The sequence below is a fragment of the Methylobacterium sp. GC_Met_2 genome, assembly GCF_026540795.1.
Taxonomy (GTDB): domain Bacteria; phylum Pseudomonadota; class Alphaproteobacteria; order Rhizobiales; family Beijerinckiaceae; genus Methylobacterium.
In genome coordinates this window covers 39,526-53,960 of the sequence record NZ_JALNUM010000031.1, presented here as the reverse complement: position 1 = coordinate 53,960, position 14,435 = coordinate 39,526, and the positions used below count along the sequence as shown (strand labels likewise).

Here is a 14,435-nt window from a genome sequence, read left to right as displayed (position 1 = left end):
TGTGGATCCGTTAGCCCTTGTGGGGAGGGGAAACGTTGGACGCCTTTGAAACGACAGGACATCCCGTGAGAGACTTCTCCGCCCCCGGCCGGTCCCCGGTCTACGCCGCCAACGCCGCCGTCGCGACCTCGCACCCACTCTCGACGCTCGCCGCGATTGAAGTCCTGCGCGCCGGCGGCAACGCCGTCGATGCCGGCATCGCGGCGGTGGCCGTGCAATGCGTGGTCGATCCGCTGATGACCGGCATCGGCGGCGACTGCTTCGCCCTCTACGCTCCCGCGGGCGCCACGAAGCCCATCGCCCTCGACGGTTCGGGCCGGGCGCCCGCCGCCGCCACGCCCGACTGGTACGCCGAGCACGGCGTCACGATCACCCCGACCTCGCCGCACGCCGTCACGGTGCCGGGCGCCGTCGCGGCCTGGGAGCTGATGGTGCGCGAACACGGCACCCGGTCCCTCGGCGAGCTGCTCCAGCCGGCGATCCGCTACGCGGCGGATGGGTTCGTCGTCCAGCAGCGGGTGGGCTGGGACTGGCAGCGGGGCGCCGAGCGGGTGGCCGCCGATCCCCACGCCGCAGAAACCTACCTGCCCGGCGGACAGGTGCCGGCGATCGGCAGCGTCCTGCGCCTGCCGAAGCTCGCAGCCACGCTCCGGCGCATCGCTGAGGACGGCGCGCGCGCCTTCTATACCGGGCCCGTGGCCGAGGACATGGTGAGCCGGCTCAACGCTCTCGGCGGCCTGCACACCCTGGACGACTTCGCCGCCGCCCGGCCCGACGTGGTCGTGCCGGTCTCGACCCGCTACCGCGGCTACGACGTGTACGAGTGCCCGCCCGCCGGCCAGGGGCTGGCCGCGCTGATGATGCTCAACGTGCTGTCCCACTACGATGTCGGTTCGCTCTCGGACCTCGACCGGCTTCACCTGTTCGCCGAGGTGTGCAAGCAGGGCTACCACCACCGCGACGTGCTGTTCGGCGACGCCGCCCTCGCGCAGGTTCCGATCGAGCACCTGCTCTCCGATGCCTGGAAGGCCGCCGCCCACGGGGCGATCGACATGGGCCGGGCCCGCGAGCCGGAGATCTATCCCGAGATCGCCCGGGAGATCGCCGAGGGCCGCGCCCACAAGGACACGGTCTACCTCTGCATCGTCGACCGGGACGGCAACGCGCTGTCGCTGATCAACTCGATCTTCCAGGGCTTCGGCTCCGGGATCCTGGCACCCGAGAGCGGCGTGCTGTTGCACAACCGCGGCCTGTCGTTCCGCACCGAGGGCGGCCACCCGAACAGCGTCGGGCCGGGCAAGCGGCCGATGCACACGATCATCCCCGGCATGCTGATGAAGGACGGGCAGGCGGTCGCGCCGTTCGGCGTCATGGGCGGCCATTACCAGGCCATGGGCCATGTCGAGCTGCTGTCCGGCCTCCTCGACCGGGGCCTCGACGTGCAGGAAGCCCTCGATGCCCCCCGCAGCTTCGCCTATGGCGGAACCTTGGAGGTTGAGGGCGGAATCTCCGACGCCGTGATGGCGGGGCTGAGGGAACGCGGCCATCCGGCGATCCGGGCGCCGCTGCCGCTCGGGGGCGGTCAGGTCATCTGGATCGACCGCAAGGCCGGCACGCTGGCCGCCGGCTCGGACCCGCGCAAGGATGGGGCGGCGCTGGGGTATTGAAGGGCGCGACGCCCCCCCACTGCGGGCTTGCGGATGCACACATCTCCCATGGAGAGGCGAAAGCGGCTCCGCGCCTCTCCCTCCCCCCCTTTGCGGGGGAGGGTGGCCCCCGAAAGGGGGTCGGGAGAGGGGAGCGACGGTGCAGGATTGAACGCCGGCCTCCATGAAGGCTGCGCCAGATCCGGACACCGCGCTCCCCTCTCGCGGGACTTCGTCCCGACCCGACCCCTGCTGACGCAGGGGCCACCCTCCCCCGCAAAGGGGGGAGGGAGGGCGCATGTGCCAGCCGAGCCGCCCCACTTGGCAACTGCACGATGATCCCCAACCCGATGTGTGAATCCGCCAGCTCTGCGGGAGAGGGAGAGCAGCGGAACCGCCGACCGATCAGTCGATATCCTCGACCGCTTCCATACCGCCGAAGACCCGCTGGGCGAGCGAGGCTTCCATGAACGGGTCGATGTCGCCGTCGAGCACCTCGTCCGGATCCGTGGACTGCGTGCCGGTGCGCAGATCCTTCACCAGCTGATACGGCTGCAGCACATAGGACCGGATCTGGTGGCCCCAGCCGATATCGGTCTTGGAGGCGGCCTCGGCGCTGGCCTTCTCCTCGCGCTTCTTCAGCTCGGCCTCGTACAGCCGGGCCCGCAGCATGTTCCAGGCGGTCGCCCGGTTCTTGTGCTGCGAGCGCTCCTGCTGGCACGCCACCACGATCCCGGTGGGATTGTGGGTGATGCGCACCGCCGAGTCGGTGGTGTTGACGTGCTGGCCGCCGGCGCCGGACGATCGGTAGGTGTCGATCCGGCAGTCGGATTCCTTGATCTCGATCTCGATTCGGTCGTCGATCACCGGATAGACCCAGACGCTGGCGAAGCTGGTGTGCCGCCGGGCACTGGAATCGTAGGGCGAGATCCGAACCAGACGGTGCACGCCGGACTCGGTCTTGAGCCAGCCATAGGCGTTGTGGCCCTTGATCAGGAGCGTGGCGCCCTTGATCCCGGCCTCTTCGCCGTCGGTCATCTCGACGACCTCGACCTTGTACTTTCGGCGCTCGGCCCAGCGGGCATACATGCGCTGAAGCATGTTGGCCCAGTCCTGGCTCTCGGTGCCGCCGGCCCCGGCATGGACTTCGAGATAGGTGTCGAACCCGTCGGCCTCGCCGGACAGCAGGGTCTCGACCTGCCGGCTCGCGGCCTCCTTCTCGACGGCCAGGATCGTGGCCTCGCCCTCGCGGATCGAGGATTCGTCACCCTCCATCTCGCCGAGTTCGATCAGCGTGGCGCCGTCCTCAAGATCGCGCTCCAGCTTCTTGATCGCCGTGACGGCCTCGTCGAGCTGCTGACGCTCGCGCATGACGTTCTGGGCGGCCTCGGCATCGTTCCAGAGGTCGGGGTTCTCGGAAGCTGCGTTCAGCTCCGCGAGGCGTTTATCGACTGTATCCCAGTCAAAGATGCCTCCTCAGCAGCCCTATAGACTGCTTGGCGGCATCCGAGGCTTGCTCGATCTCGGCGCGCATCTGGTTCTTCGGAAAACGTGGGAGGCTGGTCGGGCCGGGGTGATACCCGCCGGGGGCCGGCCTGTAAACGCCACCACGCCGCCGTATGGGCCCTCCGTGCGGCGGCCGACCGCAGGGACGGGAGCGACCCCTCCGGCCCCGGACGCGTTGGTGTTGACACCTGACGGGGCAGACGAAGGAGCGGATCAATGGCAGAGGCCGACCACGCCGAGACCTGGAAGGACTTCAACGAAGCGGTCAACATGACGCCTGCGGCGCTGAAGAAACACCTCGACAGCGATGCCAGCCAGGAGGTCGGCCAGAAGAAGGACGGCGATGAATCGACCGGCCACGAGATGGGCCGGCGCATCCTGGCGATCAAGGACACGAAGAAGGCCGACCTGACGGACGACGACTACGCCGCCATGCGCAAGGTCGTGGGCTACGTCCATCGCCATCTCAAGCAAGGCGGCGCGGCCCGGAAGGACCCCGACTCGCCCTGGCGGCTATCGCTGATGAACTGGAGCCACGATCCACACAAGGATTGAGGCCCTGCCGCGGGAGCCTGCAGCTCAGTAACGCGGCGGGACGACGTAGGACGGGGCGATCACATATTCCTTCGGCCGCTTGCGCGCCCCGAACCGGCCCTCGGTGATCTGGTCGTTGTAATAGTCAAACCCGGTGTAGCCGAAGCCACCACCGTTCATCACCTCGACCACGGGGATCGCGGGCTGGGCGAGATCGGGGCGGCCCGGCGGTACGACCACCTTGCAGCAGCCCTCGGTGTCCAGGACCGTCGGTCCGTTCGGTGCCGTGAACACGTAGGATGGCCCGCGATACGGCCCTGGCGCGTAGGCTGCGTCGGAGGCTGAGGCGCCCTGCCCCGCCACGAGAGCGAGAAGGCCGGCGGCGATCAGGGTCTTGGTGCTCACGCGATGCTCCGTCACAGGCCGGCTCGGCCGGCAACTCACGAACAGTCTAGCTGATCGCGGCCCGATTGTCCGGCTCTTCCGACCCGACCGGTTAGCGAATGGTCGGCCGGATCAACCCCGGGCGCGCAGGATCACCTGCGGGCTCGCCGGAACCGGCTTGCAATCCGAGATGAAGGCGTTGACCGGCAACGGCTTCGAATCACAGGCGTAGACATCCGTCGGGCCCGGCGCCGGGATCGGATCGCGGGCGATGATCGGGTTCGGCGCACAGGCCGAGGCCGCGGCGGCGAGCAGCAGGGCGGCGATCAGATTCAGGCGGCGCATGCTTCTCTCGGGACGCGGGGGGACCCCTCCCCTGACCCTGGCCATCGCAATCCGCCCTGACAAGCGCCGGAGCTGGACGGCAGCACCTTTGGCGGAGCCTGTCGCGCCGCGGCAACAATCAGGGCGGGCGCAACCGGGGAACGGGATGCGGGCATCGAACCGCGTCTGCGTCCTGTTTCGTGAGGCCGAGACCACGGCAGGGCCGAGCTCAACAGCACAGTTTCTGGCTATTGAAGAACGTATCGGAAGGAAACTTGCTTCGATAGGCACAGCAGAAATAAAATTTATGATCTTTTGGTCAGATCTCTGAGAATAAAAGGGCATAAATCAGGATTAAAATCAGCGCTTTGCTCTTTCTTAACCATCCTGACCTAGGATCTGGCCGTGTCCCGACGCAAACCAGCCTGGAACAACCGCCATGAGATCGTCCCTCGCATCGTTGATGGCTGACGGGTTCAAGTCTTCGGCAGTCGGCCGTGCCAAAACCGTTCCCTCCACAAGTTTCGAGGGTGAGATCGCAGTCGCGGCCCAGGTTATTGCGGATGGCTTGGCCGAAATGTGGGCGGCCCGGCGCGATACGGCGACGGCGCGGCCTTCGGACCCGGCGAGCAGGCGCGCCCTGCTCGACTCCATCACGGACCGGACCGGCATCCTGACCGCGCGGACGACCGCACCGGCGGCGCAGCTTGGCACGGCCGGCGGCTTCGGGCAGGCCGGGGCGTCGATCCACGACCTCGCCCGCAGGGTCCGGGCGGCCGAGACGCTGGCGCCGCACCCCGCGAACAGGCGTACGGTACAACTCCGAGCATCCGGCGGCACAGCGTAAGTCACCACCGGGCCCGAGCTTCGCACCGCGAGGGGCGCGGCGCCGGCTGGTTCGCGGCGGGTCGGCCTTACCCGGCCCGCACCATCGGCACGACGTTGTGCAGGGTCTTGTCGGTGCCGTCGAAGAACCGACGCACGTTGCGGGCGGCCTGGCGGATACGCTGCTCGTTCTCGACGAGCGCGATGCGCACGTATTCGTCGCCGAACTCGCCGAAGCCGATGCCGGGCGCGACCGCCACATCGGACTTCTCCAGCAGCAGCTTCGAGAATTCGAGGCTGCCCATCTCCCGGTAGCGCTCGGGGATCGGCACCCAGGCGAACATCGAGGCGGCGGGCGACGGGATGGTCCATCCGGCCTTGCCGAAGGATTCCACCAACGCGTCGCGGCGCTTCCGGTAGATGCTGCGCATCTCGTTGATGCAATCGTCCGGCCCGTTGAGGGCTGCGGTGGCGGCGACCTGGATCGGCGTGAAGGCGCCGTAATCGAGGTAGGACTTCACCCGGGTGAGCGCCGCCAGAAGCCGTTCGTTGCCGACCGCGAAGCCCATGCGCCAGCCAGCCATCGAGTAAGTCTTCGACAGCGAGGTGAACTCCACCGTGCAGTCGATCGCGCCCGGCACCTGCAGGACGGAGGGCGGCGGATTGCCGTCGAAATAGACCTCCGCGTAGGCGAGGTCCGACAGCAGGATCAACTCGTGCCGCTTCGCGAAGGCCACGAGGTCCGTGTAGAAATCGAGGTTCGCCACGTAGGCGGTGGGGTTCGACGGGTAGCACACCACCAGGGCGACCGGCTTCGGGATGGAGTGGCGCATGGCCCGCTCCAGCAGCGGGAACATCGCCGGGGTCGGCTCGGCCGGCACGGAACGGATCACGCCGCCCGCCATCAGGAAGCCGAAGGCGTGGATCGGGTAGCTCGGGTTCGGCACCAGCACGACATCGCCCGGGGCGGTGATCGCCTGGGCCATGTTGGCGAAGCCTTCCTTGGAGCCGAGCGTCGCCACGACCTGCGTGTCGGGGTTCAGGTTCACGCCGAAGCGGCGCTGATAGTAGCCGGCCTGGGCCTTGCGGAGCCCGGCGATGCCCTTGGAGGCGGAATAGCGGTCGGTGCGCGGGCGTCCGGCGGTCTCGCACAGCTTGGCGATGACGTGCTTGGGAGCGTCGAGATCGGGGTTGCCCATGCCGAGGTCGATGATGTCGGCGCCCTGCGCGCGGGCGGCGGCCTTGATCCGGTTGACCTGCTCGAAGACGTAAGGCGGCAATCGTTTGATGCGGTGAAAGTCGGTCATGGGCCTGTCCATCGGCGCGCCCCGGAGCTGGCGTCTCTCATTTGTGCCGGTCGCGCGAACCAAAGACTGTAGCAGACTTGAGCGCCGCCGCCGACCCACAAAACCGCGGCTCTTACGGAGGCGGGGGCGCCGGCTTGATCGTGGCGGCCGCACCCTGGCCGGCGCTCGCGGCGGCACGGCCGCGCGCCACGTTGCGGCCGCGAGCGCTCTCCAGCTCGGCTTCCAATTCCTTCTGGCCGGTGACGGACTTCGCCCGGATCGGGCGCTTCGGCGCGTCGACGCCGACAGGCATGTAGTCCGGCACGGCCTTGCTGCGGGTTTCGGCCACGAAGTCCGGCGTCGCGACGACCCGTGGCCCGTAGCCCGCATCGGAGGCGAGCGAGCGCACGACGTCGCCCGAGCAGGCGGCCAGCGATCCGGCGAGGAGTGCGAGAATCGACGCGCGGATAAATGCCGGGTGCCGGCCGGGATCACGGAGGCAGGATCCGGGGTTCAAAGAGGGTCGATCCATAGTCACATGTCCATGAGAAGACGCGCGGGCATGAGAAGATCGGCGGGATGTTTCGATCGCGTTCGTGAGCGCACTGGCGAAAACTCTGGCTCGCTCTTTATTTTGTCGGAAACGCGGCCCCTGCGCGGGTCGACGGATAAACCCACAGGGAGGCACGTTTGACCAGCCCTCAGGCGCCGGACCGGACCGCCCCTCCGAAATCGCCGACCAGCGGCGCGATGCCCACCGACGTCAGCCCGGCCTTGCCGGACTTCGAGGCGCTGTCGCGCAACGCCGGACAGTTCATGGAAGCGATGGGCCGCAATGTCGGCCGTCTGCTTCAACCCGAAGCCCAGGCCGGCGCCCCCGGCGGGGACATGAACGAGGCCGCCAAGGTCCTCCAGCAGGTGGCCGAGGCTTGGCTCGCCGACCCGAACAAGAGCGCCGAGGCCCAGGCCCGCCTGTCCCAGGCCTTCTTGAATCTTTGGGGCTCGACCTACTTGCGCCTGCAAGGCCAGCCGGCCGATCCCGTGGCGCTCCCCGAGCCGCGGGACGCGCGTTTCGCGCACGCCGATTGGTCCACGAACCCGTATTTCGACTTCCTCAAGCAGGCCTACCTGATCGGCACCCGCTGGGCCGAGGGGCTGGTCGAGGAGGCCGATGGGCTGGACGCGCATACGCGCCACAAGGCGCAGTTCTACCTGCGCCAGTTCACCAGCATGCTCTCGCCCTCGAACTTCCTGCCGACCAACCCGGAATTGATCCGCCACACCCTGCAGGAGAATGGCGCCAATCTCGTCCGCGGCCTGAAGATGTACGAGGAGGATCTGGAAGCCGGCGGCGGGCAGTTGCGCGTGCGCCAGACCGATCCCAGCGGCTTCGAGGTCGGCAAGAACGTGGCGGTCACCCCCGGTGAGGTGGTGTTCCGCAACGACCTGATCGAGCTGATCCAGTACAGCCCCACCACCGAGACCGTCCTGCGGCGCCCGTTCCTGATGGTGCCCCCCTGGATCAACAAGTTCTACATTCTCGATCTCAATCCCCAGAAGAGCTTCTTCAAGTGGATGGTCGACCAGGGACTGACGGTGTTCTGCATCTCGTGGGTGAACCCGGATGCGCGCCACGCCGACAAGGACTTCGAATCCTACATGCGGGAGGGGATCGAGGCGGCGATCGACGCGATCGGCGTCGCCACCGGCGAGAGCGAGGTAACGGCCGCCGGCTACTGCGTCGGCGGCACGCTGCTGTCCGTCACGCTCGCCATGCAGGCGGCCACCGGTAACCGGCGGATCAAGAGCGCGACGCTGCTGACCACCCAGGTCGACTTCACCCATGCGGGCGACCTGAAGGTTTTTGCCGACGAGGACCAGATCCGCCAGATCGAGGCCCGCATGGAGCAGCAGGGCTACCTGGAGGGTACCCAGATGGCGAACGCCTTCAACATGCTCCGGCCGAACGATCTGATCTGGCCGTACATCGTGAACAACTACATCAAGGGCAAGGCGCCCACGGCCTTCGACCTGCTGTACTGGAACTCCGACGCGACCCGGATGCCGGCGGCGAACCATTCGTTCTACCTGCGCAACTGCTATCTGAACAACACGCTGGCGCAGGGCCGGATGGTGCTGGGCAACGTCCGGCTGGACCTGAAGAAGGTGCAGATCCCGATCTTCAACCTCGCCACGCGCGAGGACCACATCGCCCCGGCGCTCTCGGTGTTCGAGGGCTCGAAGGTTTTCGGCGGCAAGGTCGATTTCGTGCTCGCGGGCTCCGGCCACATCGCGGGGGTGGTCAATCACCCGGCGAAGCCGAAATACGGCTACTGGACCGGCGGACCGGTGAAGGGGACGCTGGAATCCTGGATCGCGGCCGCGGTGGAAACCAAGGGCTCGTGGTGGCCCTACTGGTTCCAGTGGATCGAGTCCCAGGCCCCCGAACGGGTCCCGGCCCGCAAGCCCGGCGGTGATGCGCTGCAATCCCTGGGTCCGGCCCCGGGGACCTACGTGCGGATGCGCGCCTGAACCCACCGCCCCCCGAAACAGATCGGGATCGGCCATGGACCCGCCTTGTCGTCCCGGACGACGCACGGGGACTCAAGACAGCCCAAGATCTGCACGCGACCCGTCGCACGGAATGGCAGCGCTACGCTCGCCAGGCCGAGCGCAGCGAAACAGTTGAGCGGGCGCCTCAGTACTTCCGCACCAGCGGCGCGGGCGCCGGCGCCGGCGGGGCGCCGAACACGTAGCGGAAGCCCACCGAGACGATGTCGGCGCTCGAATCGACCACGCCCGCGAAGGCGATGTTGCCGACATTGTAGTCGCGCCCGATGCCGGCCAGGATCCGCGACCGGTCGAGGAAGAAGTGCGAGTAGGCGGCGTTGAGGGTCAGCTTCTCGTTCCACCGATAGCTTGCGCCGACCGAGACGTTGTAGCGGTCGCCATCGGGCAGGCGCACCGAGCGGTTGGAGAAGTCGATCGGCGAGGTCTCGTAGGCGAAGCCGGTGCGCAGCGTCAGGTTCGGCGCGGCATCGTACTCGGCGCCGATCGAGTAGGTGTAGCCGTCCTTGTAGTTCAGCGGCAGCGAATTGACCGGTAGGCCGAGCGTCTTCGAGACGATGCCGATATTGCCGAGCCTCGACCAGTTGTCCCACTCGAAGCCGAGGTTGACCCGCGCCACCGGCGAGATCGCCTGGGTCAGGCCGACGCTCAGCTTGTCGGGGGTGTTCAGCTTGGCGCGGACCTGACCGGCGGCGCGGGCCAGGGCGACGAGGGGCACGCCGATCGAGCCGTCGATGTCGTGGTGCACCGAGGAGCGGTAGCCGATGCCCAGCACGGTCCCGTCGCGCGGCGTGATCGTGGCGCCCGCGGTGAAGCCCGCGCCCCAGGACTCGCCCTTGAGGAAGGAACTCGGATAGACGGTCGGCTGGATGCCGGGGATCGGCAGCGCCTGCCGCAGGGTCAGGCGGAAATACTCGATGTTCGGACCGGCGGCGACGGACAGCCACTCGTTGACCTTGAAGCCGATCACCGGGTTGAAGGCGAGCGAGAAGATCCGCGACGAGCGTCCGTAGACCTCACCGGCCCAGACCTGCCGCGGCTTGGTCACGAGGCCGAAGGGCGCCCCGGTCGACAGGCCGAGCCAGAGGCGGTCGTTGAGCTGGTAGGAGGTCGCCCCCGCCGGCACGACCGCACCCTGGCCGATATCGCCGGAACCGCCGAGGCGGGCCAATCCCGGATTGGTGCCGATATCCGGCCGGATCGTGGAGGACAAGCCGATATAGGTAAGATTCTGCTCCGCGACGAAGCCCGGGTTCATCGTGATCGTCGCGGGATTCCAGAAGATCGAGGAGACGCCGCCCGAACCCGCCGCTGCGCCGGCCCAGGCGAGCCCCTGCGCCTCGGTGCTCTGCTCCCGGATCCCGAACGCGCCCGCATGCGCCGCCCCGGCGCCGAGGACCATCGCTGTCGCCGCGAGCATCGCCGCGCGCACCGTCCCGCCCATCTCGTCCCCCAAGCCCTTCGACCCTGTCGGGCACCGTCGAGTGTTCGTGACTCGTTATGCGGCACCGCTTCGCTCATGGTGCCAATTCCGAGGGCAAAACCGCAACGACAATCGGTCATTCCTGCACGAAGGCGAAGCACGCCGACATACCTAAAGTATGCTCCAGGATGCTGCAGATATTGCGGGGATGACTGTTTTTCCGAGATCCTATCCTGAGTTCCGCCGCACAGGCGCCAGCAGGAACAATAGATCAATAAACTGGTAGATATGCACTTTTCCGCCAGCACGTTGCTCAACAGCAACACGTGCGCGGCCCCCGCTCCGCAGCGTTGGCGCTTGCGCCTGGACCGGCGCCCGGCCATGGTCCCGGCGGCCGGCGGAGACCGGTTCCAGGGGCAGGAATTCAGGAGCGCGGCGATGAAGCTCTTCCGGCACGGTCCGAGCGGCGACGAGAAGCCCGGCCTCGTGGACGCAAACGGGGGCCTGCGCGACCTCTCGGGCATCGTCCGCGATATTGCCGGACCGGCGCTGTCCCCCGAATCGCTCGCGCGGCTGCGGGCTCTGGATCCCGAGACCCTGCCGAAGCTGCCGCCGGACGTGCGGCTCGGCCCCTGCGTGGGCGGCACCCGCAACGTGGTGGCGATCGGCCTGAACTTCGCCGACCACGCTGCCGAGACGGGCTCGCCGATCCCCGCGGAGCCGATCATCTTCAACAAGGCGCCATCGAGCCTGTGCGGCCCGAACGACGCGGTGATCCTGCCCAAGGGCTCGTCCTGCACCGATTGGGAGGTGGAACTCGCCGTGGTGATCGGCCGGCGCGCCAGCTACGTCCACGCCAACGAGGCGCTGAACTACGTGGCGGGCGCCTGCATCTGCAACGACGTCTCCGAGCGCGACTGGCAGATGAACCGCGGCCCGACCTGGACCAAGGGCAAGAGCGCGCCGACCTTCGGGCCGCTGGGCCCCTGGCTGGTGACGCTGGACGAGATCCCGGACCTCAAGAACCTCGCCATGAGCCTCGACGTGAACGGCGAGCGCCGGCAGACCGGCTCGACCGCGACCATGATCTTCGACGTGCCCCAGCTCGTCGCCTACACGTCGCACTTCATGCTGCTGGAGCCCGGCGACGTGATCACCACCGGCACGCCGCCGGGCGTCGGCCTCGGCATGAAGCCGCCGCACTACCTGAAGGCCGGCGACGAGATGGTTCTGCGCATCGAGCGGCTGGGCGAGCAGCGCCAGACCGTCATCGCCTTCGACGACTGGACCGCCAAGGTCTCGGCCGGTGAGCCGACCGACTGAGCCGGGTGCTTGATTTTTTTGCGCCGATCCCACTCAAAGGCACCATGAGCCAAGTCACCACCCCGTACCCGCAGGACATCCGCCACGATTGGACCGTGGCGGAGATCCAGGCGATCCACGACCTGCCGCTGCTCGATCTCGTGCATCGGGCCGCCACCGTGCATCGAGCGTACAACGACCCGGCCGATGTCCAGCGCGCGAGCCTGTTGTCGATCAAGACCGGCGGCTGCCCGGAGGATTGCGGCTACTGCTCGCAATCGGCCCACCACAAGGAGACCGGGCTGCCGCGCCAGCGCCTGATGCCGGTGGAGACCGTGCTGGCTGAGGCCGCCGCCGCCAAGGCGTCCGGCGCGACCCGGTTCTGCATGGGCGCAGCGTGGCGCAGCCCCAAGGACGGGCCGGATTTCGACGCGGTTCTCGCCATGGTCCGCGGGGTGCGCGGCCTCGGCATGGAGGCCTGCGTCACGCTCGGCATGCTGACGGCGAGCCAGGCCGAGCGCCTCGCCGAGGCCGGGCTGACGGCCTACAACCACAACCTCGATACGGGACCGGACTATTACGACAAGATCGTCTCGACCCGGACCTACGAGGACCGGCTGAACACGCTGGATCGGGTACGCGCGGCGGGGATTGGCGTCTGCTGCGGCGGCATTATCGGCCTGGGTGAGGGATCGAGCGACCGCGTGGCGATGCTGCACGTGCTGGCCAACCACGCGCCGCACCCGGAAAGCGTGCCGATCAACGCGCTGGCGGCAGTCGCCGGTACGCCGCTGGGCGACACAGCCGAGGCGATCGACCCGTTCGACATGGTGCGCATGTGCGCCACCGCCCGCATCGTGATGCCCCGCGCCCGGGTCCGGCTCAGCGCAGGCCGGCGGGCGCTCAGCCGGGAGGCGCAGGCTTTGTGCTTCCTGGCAGGGGCCAACTCGATCTTCTACGGCGAGCGGCTGCTCACCACCGCCAACGCCGAAGCGGATGCGGATGCGGCCCTGCTGGCCGATCTCGGCATTCGCGTCGCCGAGCCGGTCCTGGCGGCTGCGGAATAGGGCTCCGTCCCGAGGGCGGGATAAAGGCTTCAGCCCTCGGCCAGCACGATCCGGAACCGCGCCCCGTCCTCGCAGGTGTCGAGAGTCAGCGTGCCGCCCATGATCCCGATCAGCTCGGCAGCGATCGGCAGGCCGAGCCCCGTTCCGCCGGACCGCGTCGAGCCGGCAAACGGTTCGAACAGGTTTTCCCGGGCGCGCGCCGGCAGTCCGGGGCCGTTATCGGCAACCAGAATGATGATCCGCCCCGGCTCCTCGCGCGCGGCCGTGACCCGCACCGTGGCGTCGGCGACTTTGGCCCCATCGAGGGCCTGCACGGCGTTGCGGACGAGGTTGGCCAGCGCCCGCCCCAGCTGCTCCGGATCGGCCTGGACGGACAGGCCGCCCGCCGCCACCTGCACGGCTACGGGATGTGCCGACAGCGCGGCAAGGTCCGGGAGCTCGGCGAAGATCGGCGCCAGCGTCGTCCGGACGAGGCGCGGCGCCCGCTCGCTCACCCGGCCATAGGCGAGCGTCGCCTCGCAGAAGCGGATCGCGCGGGCGAGCGTGTCGACGAGGCGCGGCGCGACGCGCTGGACCGTGGGATCGGCGGTGCCTTCCAGACGATCGCCGAGCAATTGCGCGCCGGTGAGAAGGTTGCGCAATTCGTGGCTGATCTTGCTCACGGCGAGGCCCAGCTCGGCCAGCCGCCGCTTCTGCCGGAGCTGATCGGCGAGGCTGCGCTGCATCCGCCCGAGCGCCAGCTCGGCCTGCCCGATCTCGTCGCTGCGGCGGGACGGCGCGATGATCCGGCCGGCATCCTCCGGATCGTCCGCGAAGGCGGTGATGCTGGTCACCAGCCGCCGCACCGGGCGCACGATCAGGACCTGAAGCACCACGAAGACCAGCCCCGCCGCCGAGGCCGCGATGATCAGCGAGGAGACCAGCAGCCGCAGGGCGTAATCGACCATGGCCGAGCGGAGCGGCGCCTCATCGAGCAGGATCTCGACCCGATCGAAGCCGATCCCCCCTTCCCCGACAACGCGGATCGGCTCCTGCGTCGGGGCCACCAGGGTCCGCCACGCCCCGCGGATCGCCGAGAAAGCCGTGACATCGCGCAGGTCGACGGTATCGGCGACGCGTTCCGGCACCGCCTCGATGGCGAGCAAGCGCTGCGTGCCGCCGCCGCGGACCGCGATGGCGCGGGCGTTGACCCCGGCAAGCAGCCGGCTCTCCAGCGCCTCCGAGACCGGCTCGCCCGTCCGGCCGTCGAGGACCAGGGCGGCGACCTGCGCGGCCGCCAGCCGATCCGACATCCACTCGATCCGATAATTGGCCACTGCCGGCACGTAGGTCAGCACCTCCGCCACCGCCACGAACGCCACGGTGACGAGGAACAGCCGGCCGGACAGGCCCAGGCGCAGCCTGCGCCGGTCGGACCCGTCGCGGGTCTGGACCGGGATTGGCACGGCGGCCGTCGCGACCGCGGTGTCGGACTCGAGCGTCATGCCGGTCACGCTCCGCGCGGGCGTCGCGGAGGCGGAACGAGACGGCGGTGGTTGCTCGAGCCGGTTCCGGCCTTCGCGGGGGACAT

Annotated in this window: 13 protein-coding genes; 6 read left to right on the top strand and 7 right to left on the bottom strand. The window is 68.6% G+C overall.

Annotated elements, in window-relative coordinates; genetic code table 11:
- Window positions 1–65 precede the first annotated feature (65 nt).
- Window positions 66–1,667, top strand: coding sequence for a gamma-glutamyltransferase family protein (locus tag OXS49_RS13240; protein ID WP_267424743.1), 1,602 nt, complete (start codon window positions 66–68; stop codon window positions 1,665–1,667).
- A 384-nt stretch (window positions 1,668–2,051) separates the two neighbouring features.
- On the opposite strand, the gene prfB is transcribed toward OXS49_RS13240, so the two are convergent.
- Window positions 2,052–3,180 (bottom strand): peptide chain release factor 2 gene (prfB, locus tag OXS49_RS13235; protein WP_244000861.1). Its coding sequence is split into 2 segments (ribosomal slippage): window positions 2,052–3,110 and window positions 3,112–3,180, totalling 1,128 coding nucleotides; the frame shifts between segments, so codons are not numbered across the junction.
- A 188-nt stretch (window positions 3,181–3,368) separates the two neighbouring features.
- Between prfB and OXS49_RS13230 the strand changes: the two genes are divergently transcribed.
- The gene (locus tag OXS49_RS13230; protein ID WP_267424740.1) at window positions 3,369–3,707 is read left to right on the top strand and encodes a DUF3140 domain-containing protein; all 339 of its coding nucleotides are present in this window, start codon (window positions 3,369–3,371) and stop codon (window positions 3,705–3,707) included.
- Between the two features lie 24 nt (window positions 3,708–3,731).
- On the opposite strand, the gene OXS49_RS13225 is transcribed toward OXS49_RS13230, so the two are convergent.
- Both OXS49_RS13225 and OXS49_RS13220 read right to left on the bottom strand, forming a co-directional pair.
- Complete coding sequence (locus OXS49_RS13225) at window positions 3,732–4,091, bottom strand: hypothetical protein (protein ID WP_244000865.1); 360 nt, start codon at window positions 4,089–4,091, stop codon at window positions 3,732–3,734.
- Between the two features lie 111 nt (window positions 4,092–4,202).
- On the bottom strand, window positions 4,203–4,415 hold the full coding sequence (locus OXS49_RS13220; protein ID WP_267424737.1) for a hypothetical protein: 213 nt from the start codon (window positions 4,413–4,415) through the stop codon (window positions 4,203–4,205).
- Window positions 4,416–4,833: 418 nt separating this feature from the next.
- Here OXS49_RS13220 and OXS49_RS13215 point away from each other — a divergent pair, with 418 nt between their 5' ends.
- Window positions 4,834–5,241 (top strand): hypothetical protein, encoded by a 408-nt coding sequence (locus tag OXS49_RS13215; protein WP_244000867.1) that lies wholly within the window; start codon window positions 4,834–4,836, stop codon window positions 5,239–5,241.
- A gap of 67 nt (window positions 5,242–5,308) precedes the next feature.
- On the opposite strand, the gene OXS49_RS13210 is transcribed toward OXS49_RS13215, so the two are convergent.
- Window positions 5,309–6,526, bottom strand: a complete 1,218-nt coding sequence (locus tag OXS49_RS13210) for an LL-diaminopimelate aminotransferase (RefSeq protein WP_244000869.1) — start codon at window positions 6,524–6,526, stop codon at window positions 5,309–5,311.
- A gap of 112 nt (window positions 6,527–6,638) precedes the next feature.
- Complete coding sequence (locus OXS49_RS13205) at window positions 6,639–7,037, bottom strand: hypothetical protein (RefSeq protein WP_267424735.1); 399 nt, start codon at window positions 7,035–7,037, stop codon at window positions 6,639–6,641.
- 218 nt (window positions 7,038–7,255) lie between these two features.
- Here OXS49_RS13205 and phaC point away from each other — a divergent pair, with 218 nt between their 5' ends.
- A complete protein-coding gene (phaC, locus tag OXS49_RS13200; RefSeq protein ID WP_267424748.1) occupies window positions 7,256–9,037 on the top strand; it encodes a class I poly(R)-hydroxyalkanoic acid synthase in 1,782 nt (593 codons plus the stop codon).
- Between the two features lie 166 nt (window positions 9,038–9,203).
- Here phaC and OXS49_RS13195 read toward each other — a convergent pair whose 3' ends face one another.
- On the bottom strand, window positions 9,204–10,517 hold the full coding sequence (locus tag OXS49_RS13195) for a porin (protein WP_267424733.1): 1,314 nt from the start codon (window positions 10,515–10,517) through the stop codon (window positions 9,204–9,206).
- Window positions 10,518–10,934: 417 nt separating this feature from the next.
- Here OXS49_RS13195 and OXS49_RS13190 point away from each other — a divergent pair, with 417 nt between their 5' ends.
- A complete protein-coding gene (locus OXS49_RS13190; protein ID WP_244000873.1) occupies window positions 10,935–11,819 on the top strand; it encodes a fumarylacetoacetate hydrolase family protein in 885 nt (294 codons plus the stop codon).
- A 44-nt stretch (window positions 11,820–11,863) separates the two neighbouring features.
- Window positions 11,864–12,865: a biotin synthase BioB gene (gene bioB / locus OXS49_RS13185; RefSeq protein ID WP_267424729.1), complete on the top strand. Its 1,002-nt coding sequence runs from the start codon at window positions 11,864–11,866 to the stop codon at window positions 12,863–12,865.
- Between the two features lie 29 nt (window positions 12,866–12,894).
- Here bioB and OXS49_RS13180 read toward each other — a convergent pair whose 3' ends face one another.
- Entirely contained in the window at window positions 12,895–14,349 is a 1,455-nt protein-coding gene (locus tag OXS49_RS13180) for a HAMP domain-containing sensor histidine kinase (protein ID WP_267424727.1), read from the bottom strand.
- Between the last annotated feature and the right edge of the window lie 86 nt (window positions 14,350–14,435).

Coding starts and splice junctions, on each gene's coding strand:
- OXS49_RS13190 (WP_244000873.1), top strand. CDS start 10,935: ATGAAGCTCTTCCGGCACGGTCCGAGCGGCGACGAGAAGCCCGGCCTC.
- phaC (WP_267424748.1), top strand. CDS start 7,256: ATGCCCACCGACGTCAGCCCGGCCTTGCCGGACTTCGAGGCGCTGTCG.
- OXS49_RS13220 (WP_267424737.1), bottom strand. CDS start 4,415: ATGCGCCGCCTGAATCTGATCGCCGCCCTGCTGCTCGCCGCCGCGGCC.
- OXS49_RS13215 (WP_244000867.1), top strand. CDS start 4,834: ATGAGATCGTCCCTCGCATCGTTGATGGCTGACGGGTTCAAGTCTTCG.
- OXS49_RS13210 (WP_244000869.1), bottom strand. CDS start 6,526: ATGACCGACTTTCACCGCATCAAACGATTGCCGCCTTACGTCTTCGAG.
- OXS49_RS13230 (WP_267424740.1), top strand. CDS start 3,369: ATGGCAGAGGCCGACCACGCCGAGACCTGGAAGGACTTCAACGAAGCG.
- OXS49_RS13180 (WP_267424727.1), bottom strand. CDS start 14,349: ATGACGCTCGAGTCCGACACCGCGGTCGCGACGGCCGCCGTGCCAATC.
- OXS49_RS13205 (WP_267424735.1), bottom strand. CDS start 7,037: ATGGATCGACCCTCTTTGAACCCCGGATCCTGCCTCCGTGATCCCGGC.
- bioB (WP_267424729.1), top strand. CDS start 11,864: ATGAGCCAAGTCACCACCCCGTACCCGCAGGACATCCGCCACGATTGG.
- OXS49_RS13195 (WP_267424733.1), bottom strand. CDS start 10,517: ATGGGCGGGACGGTGCGCGCGGCGATGCTCGCGGCGACAGCGATGGTC.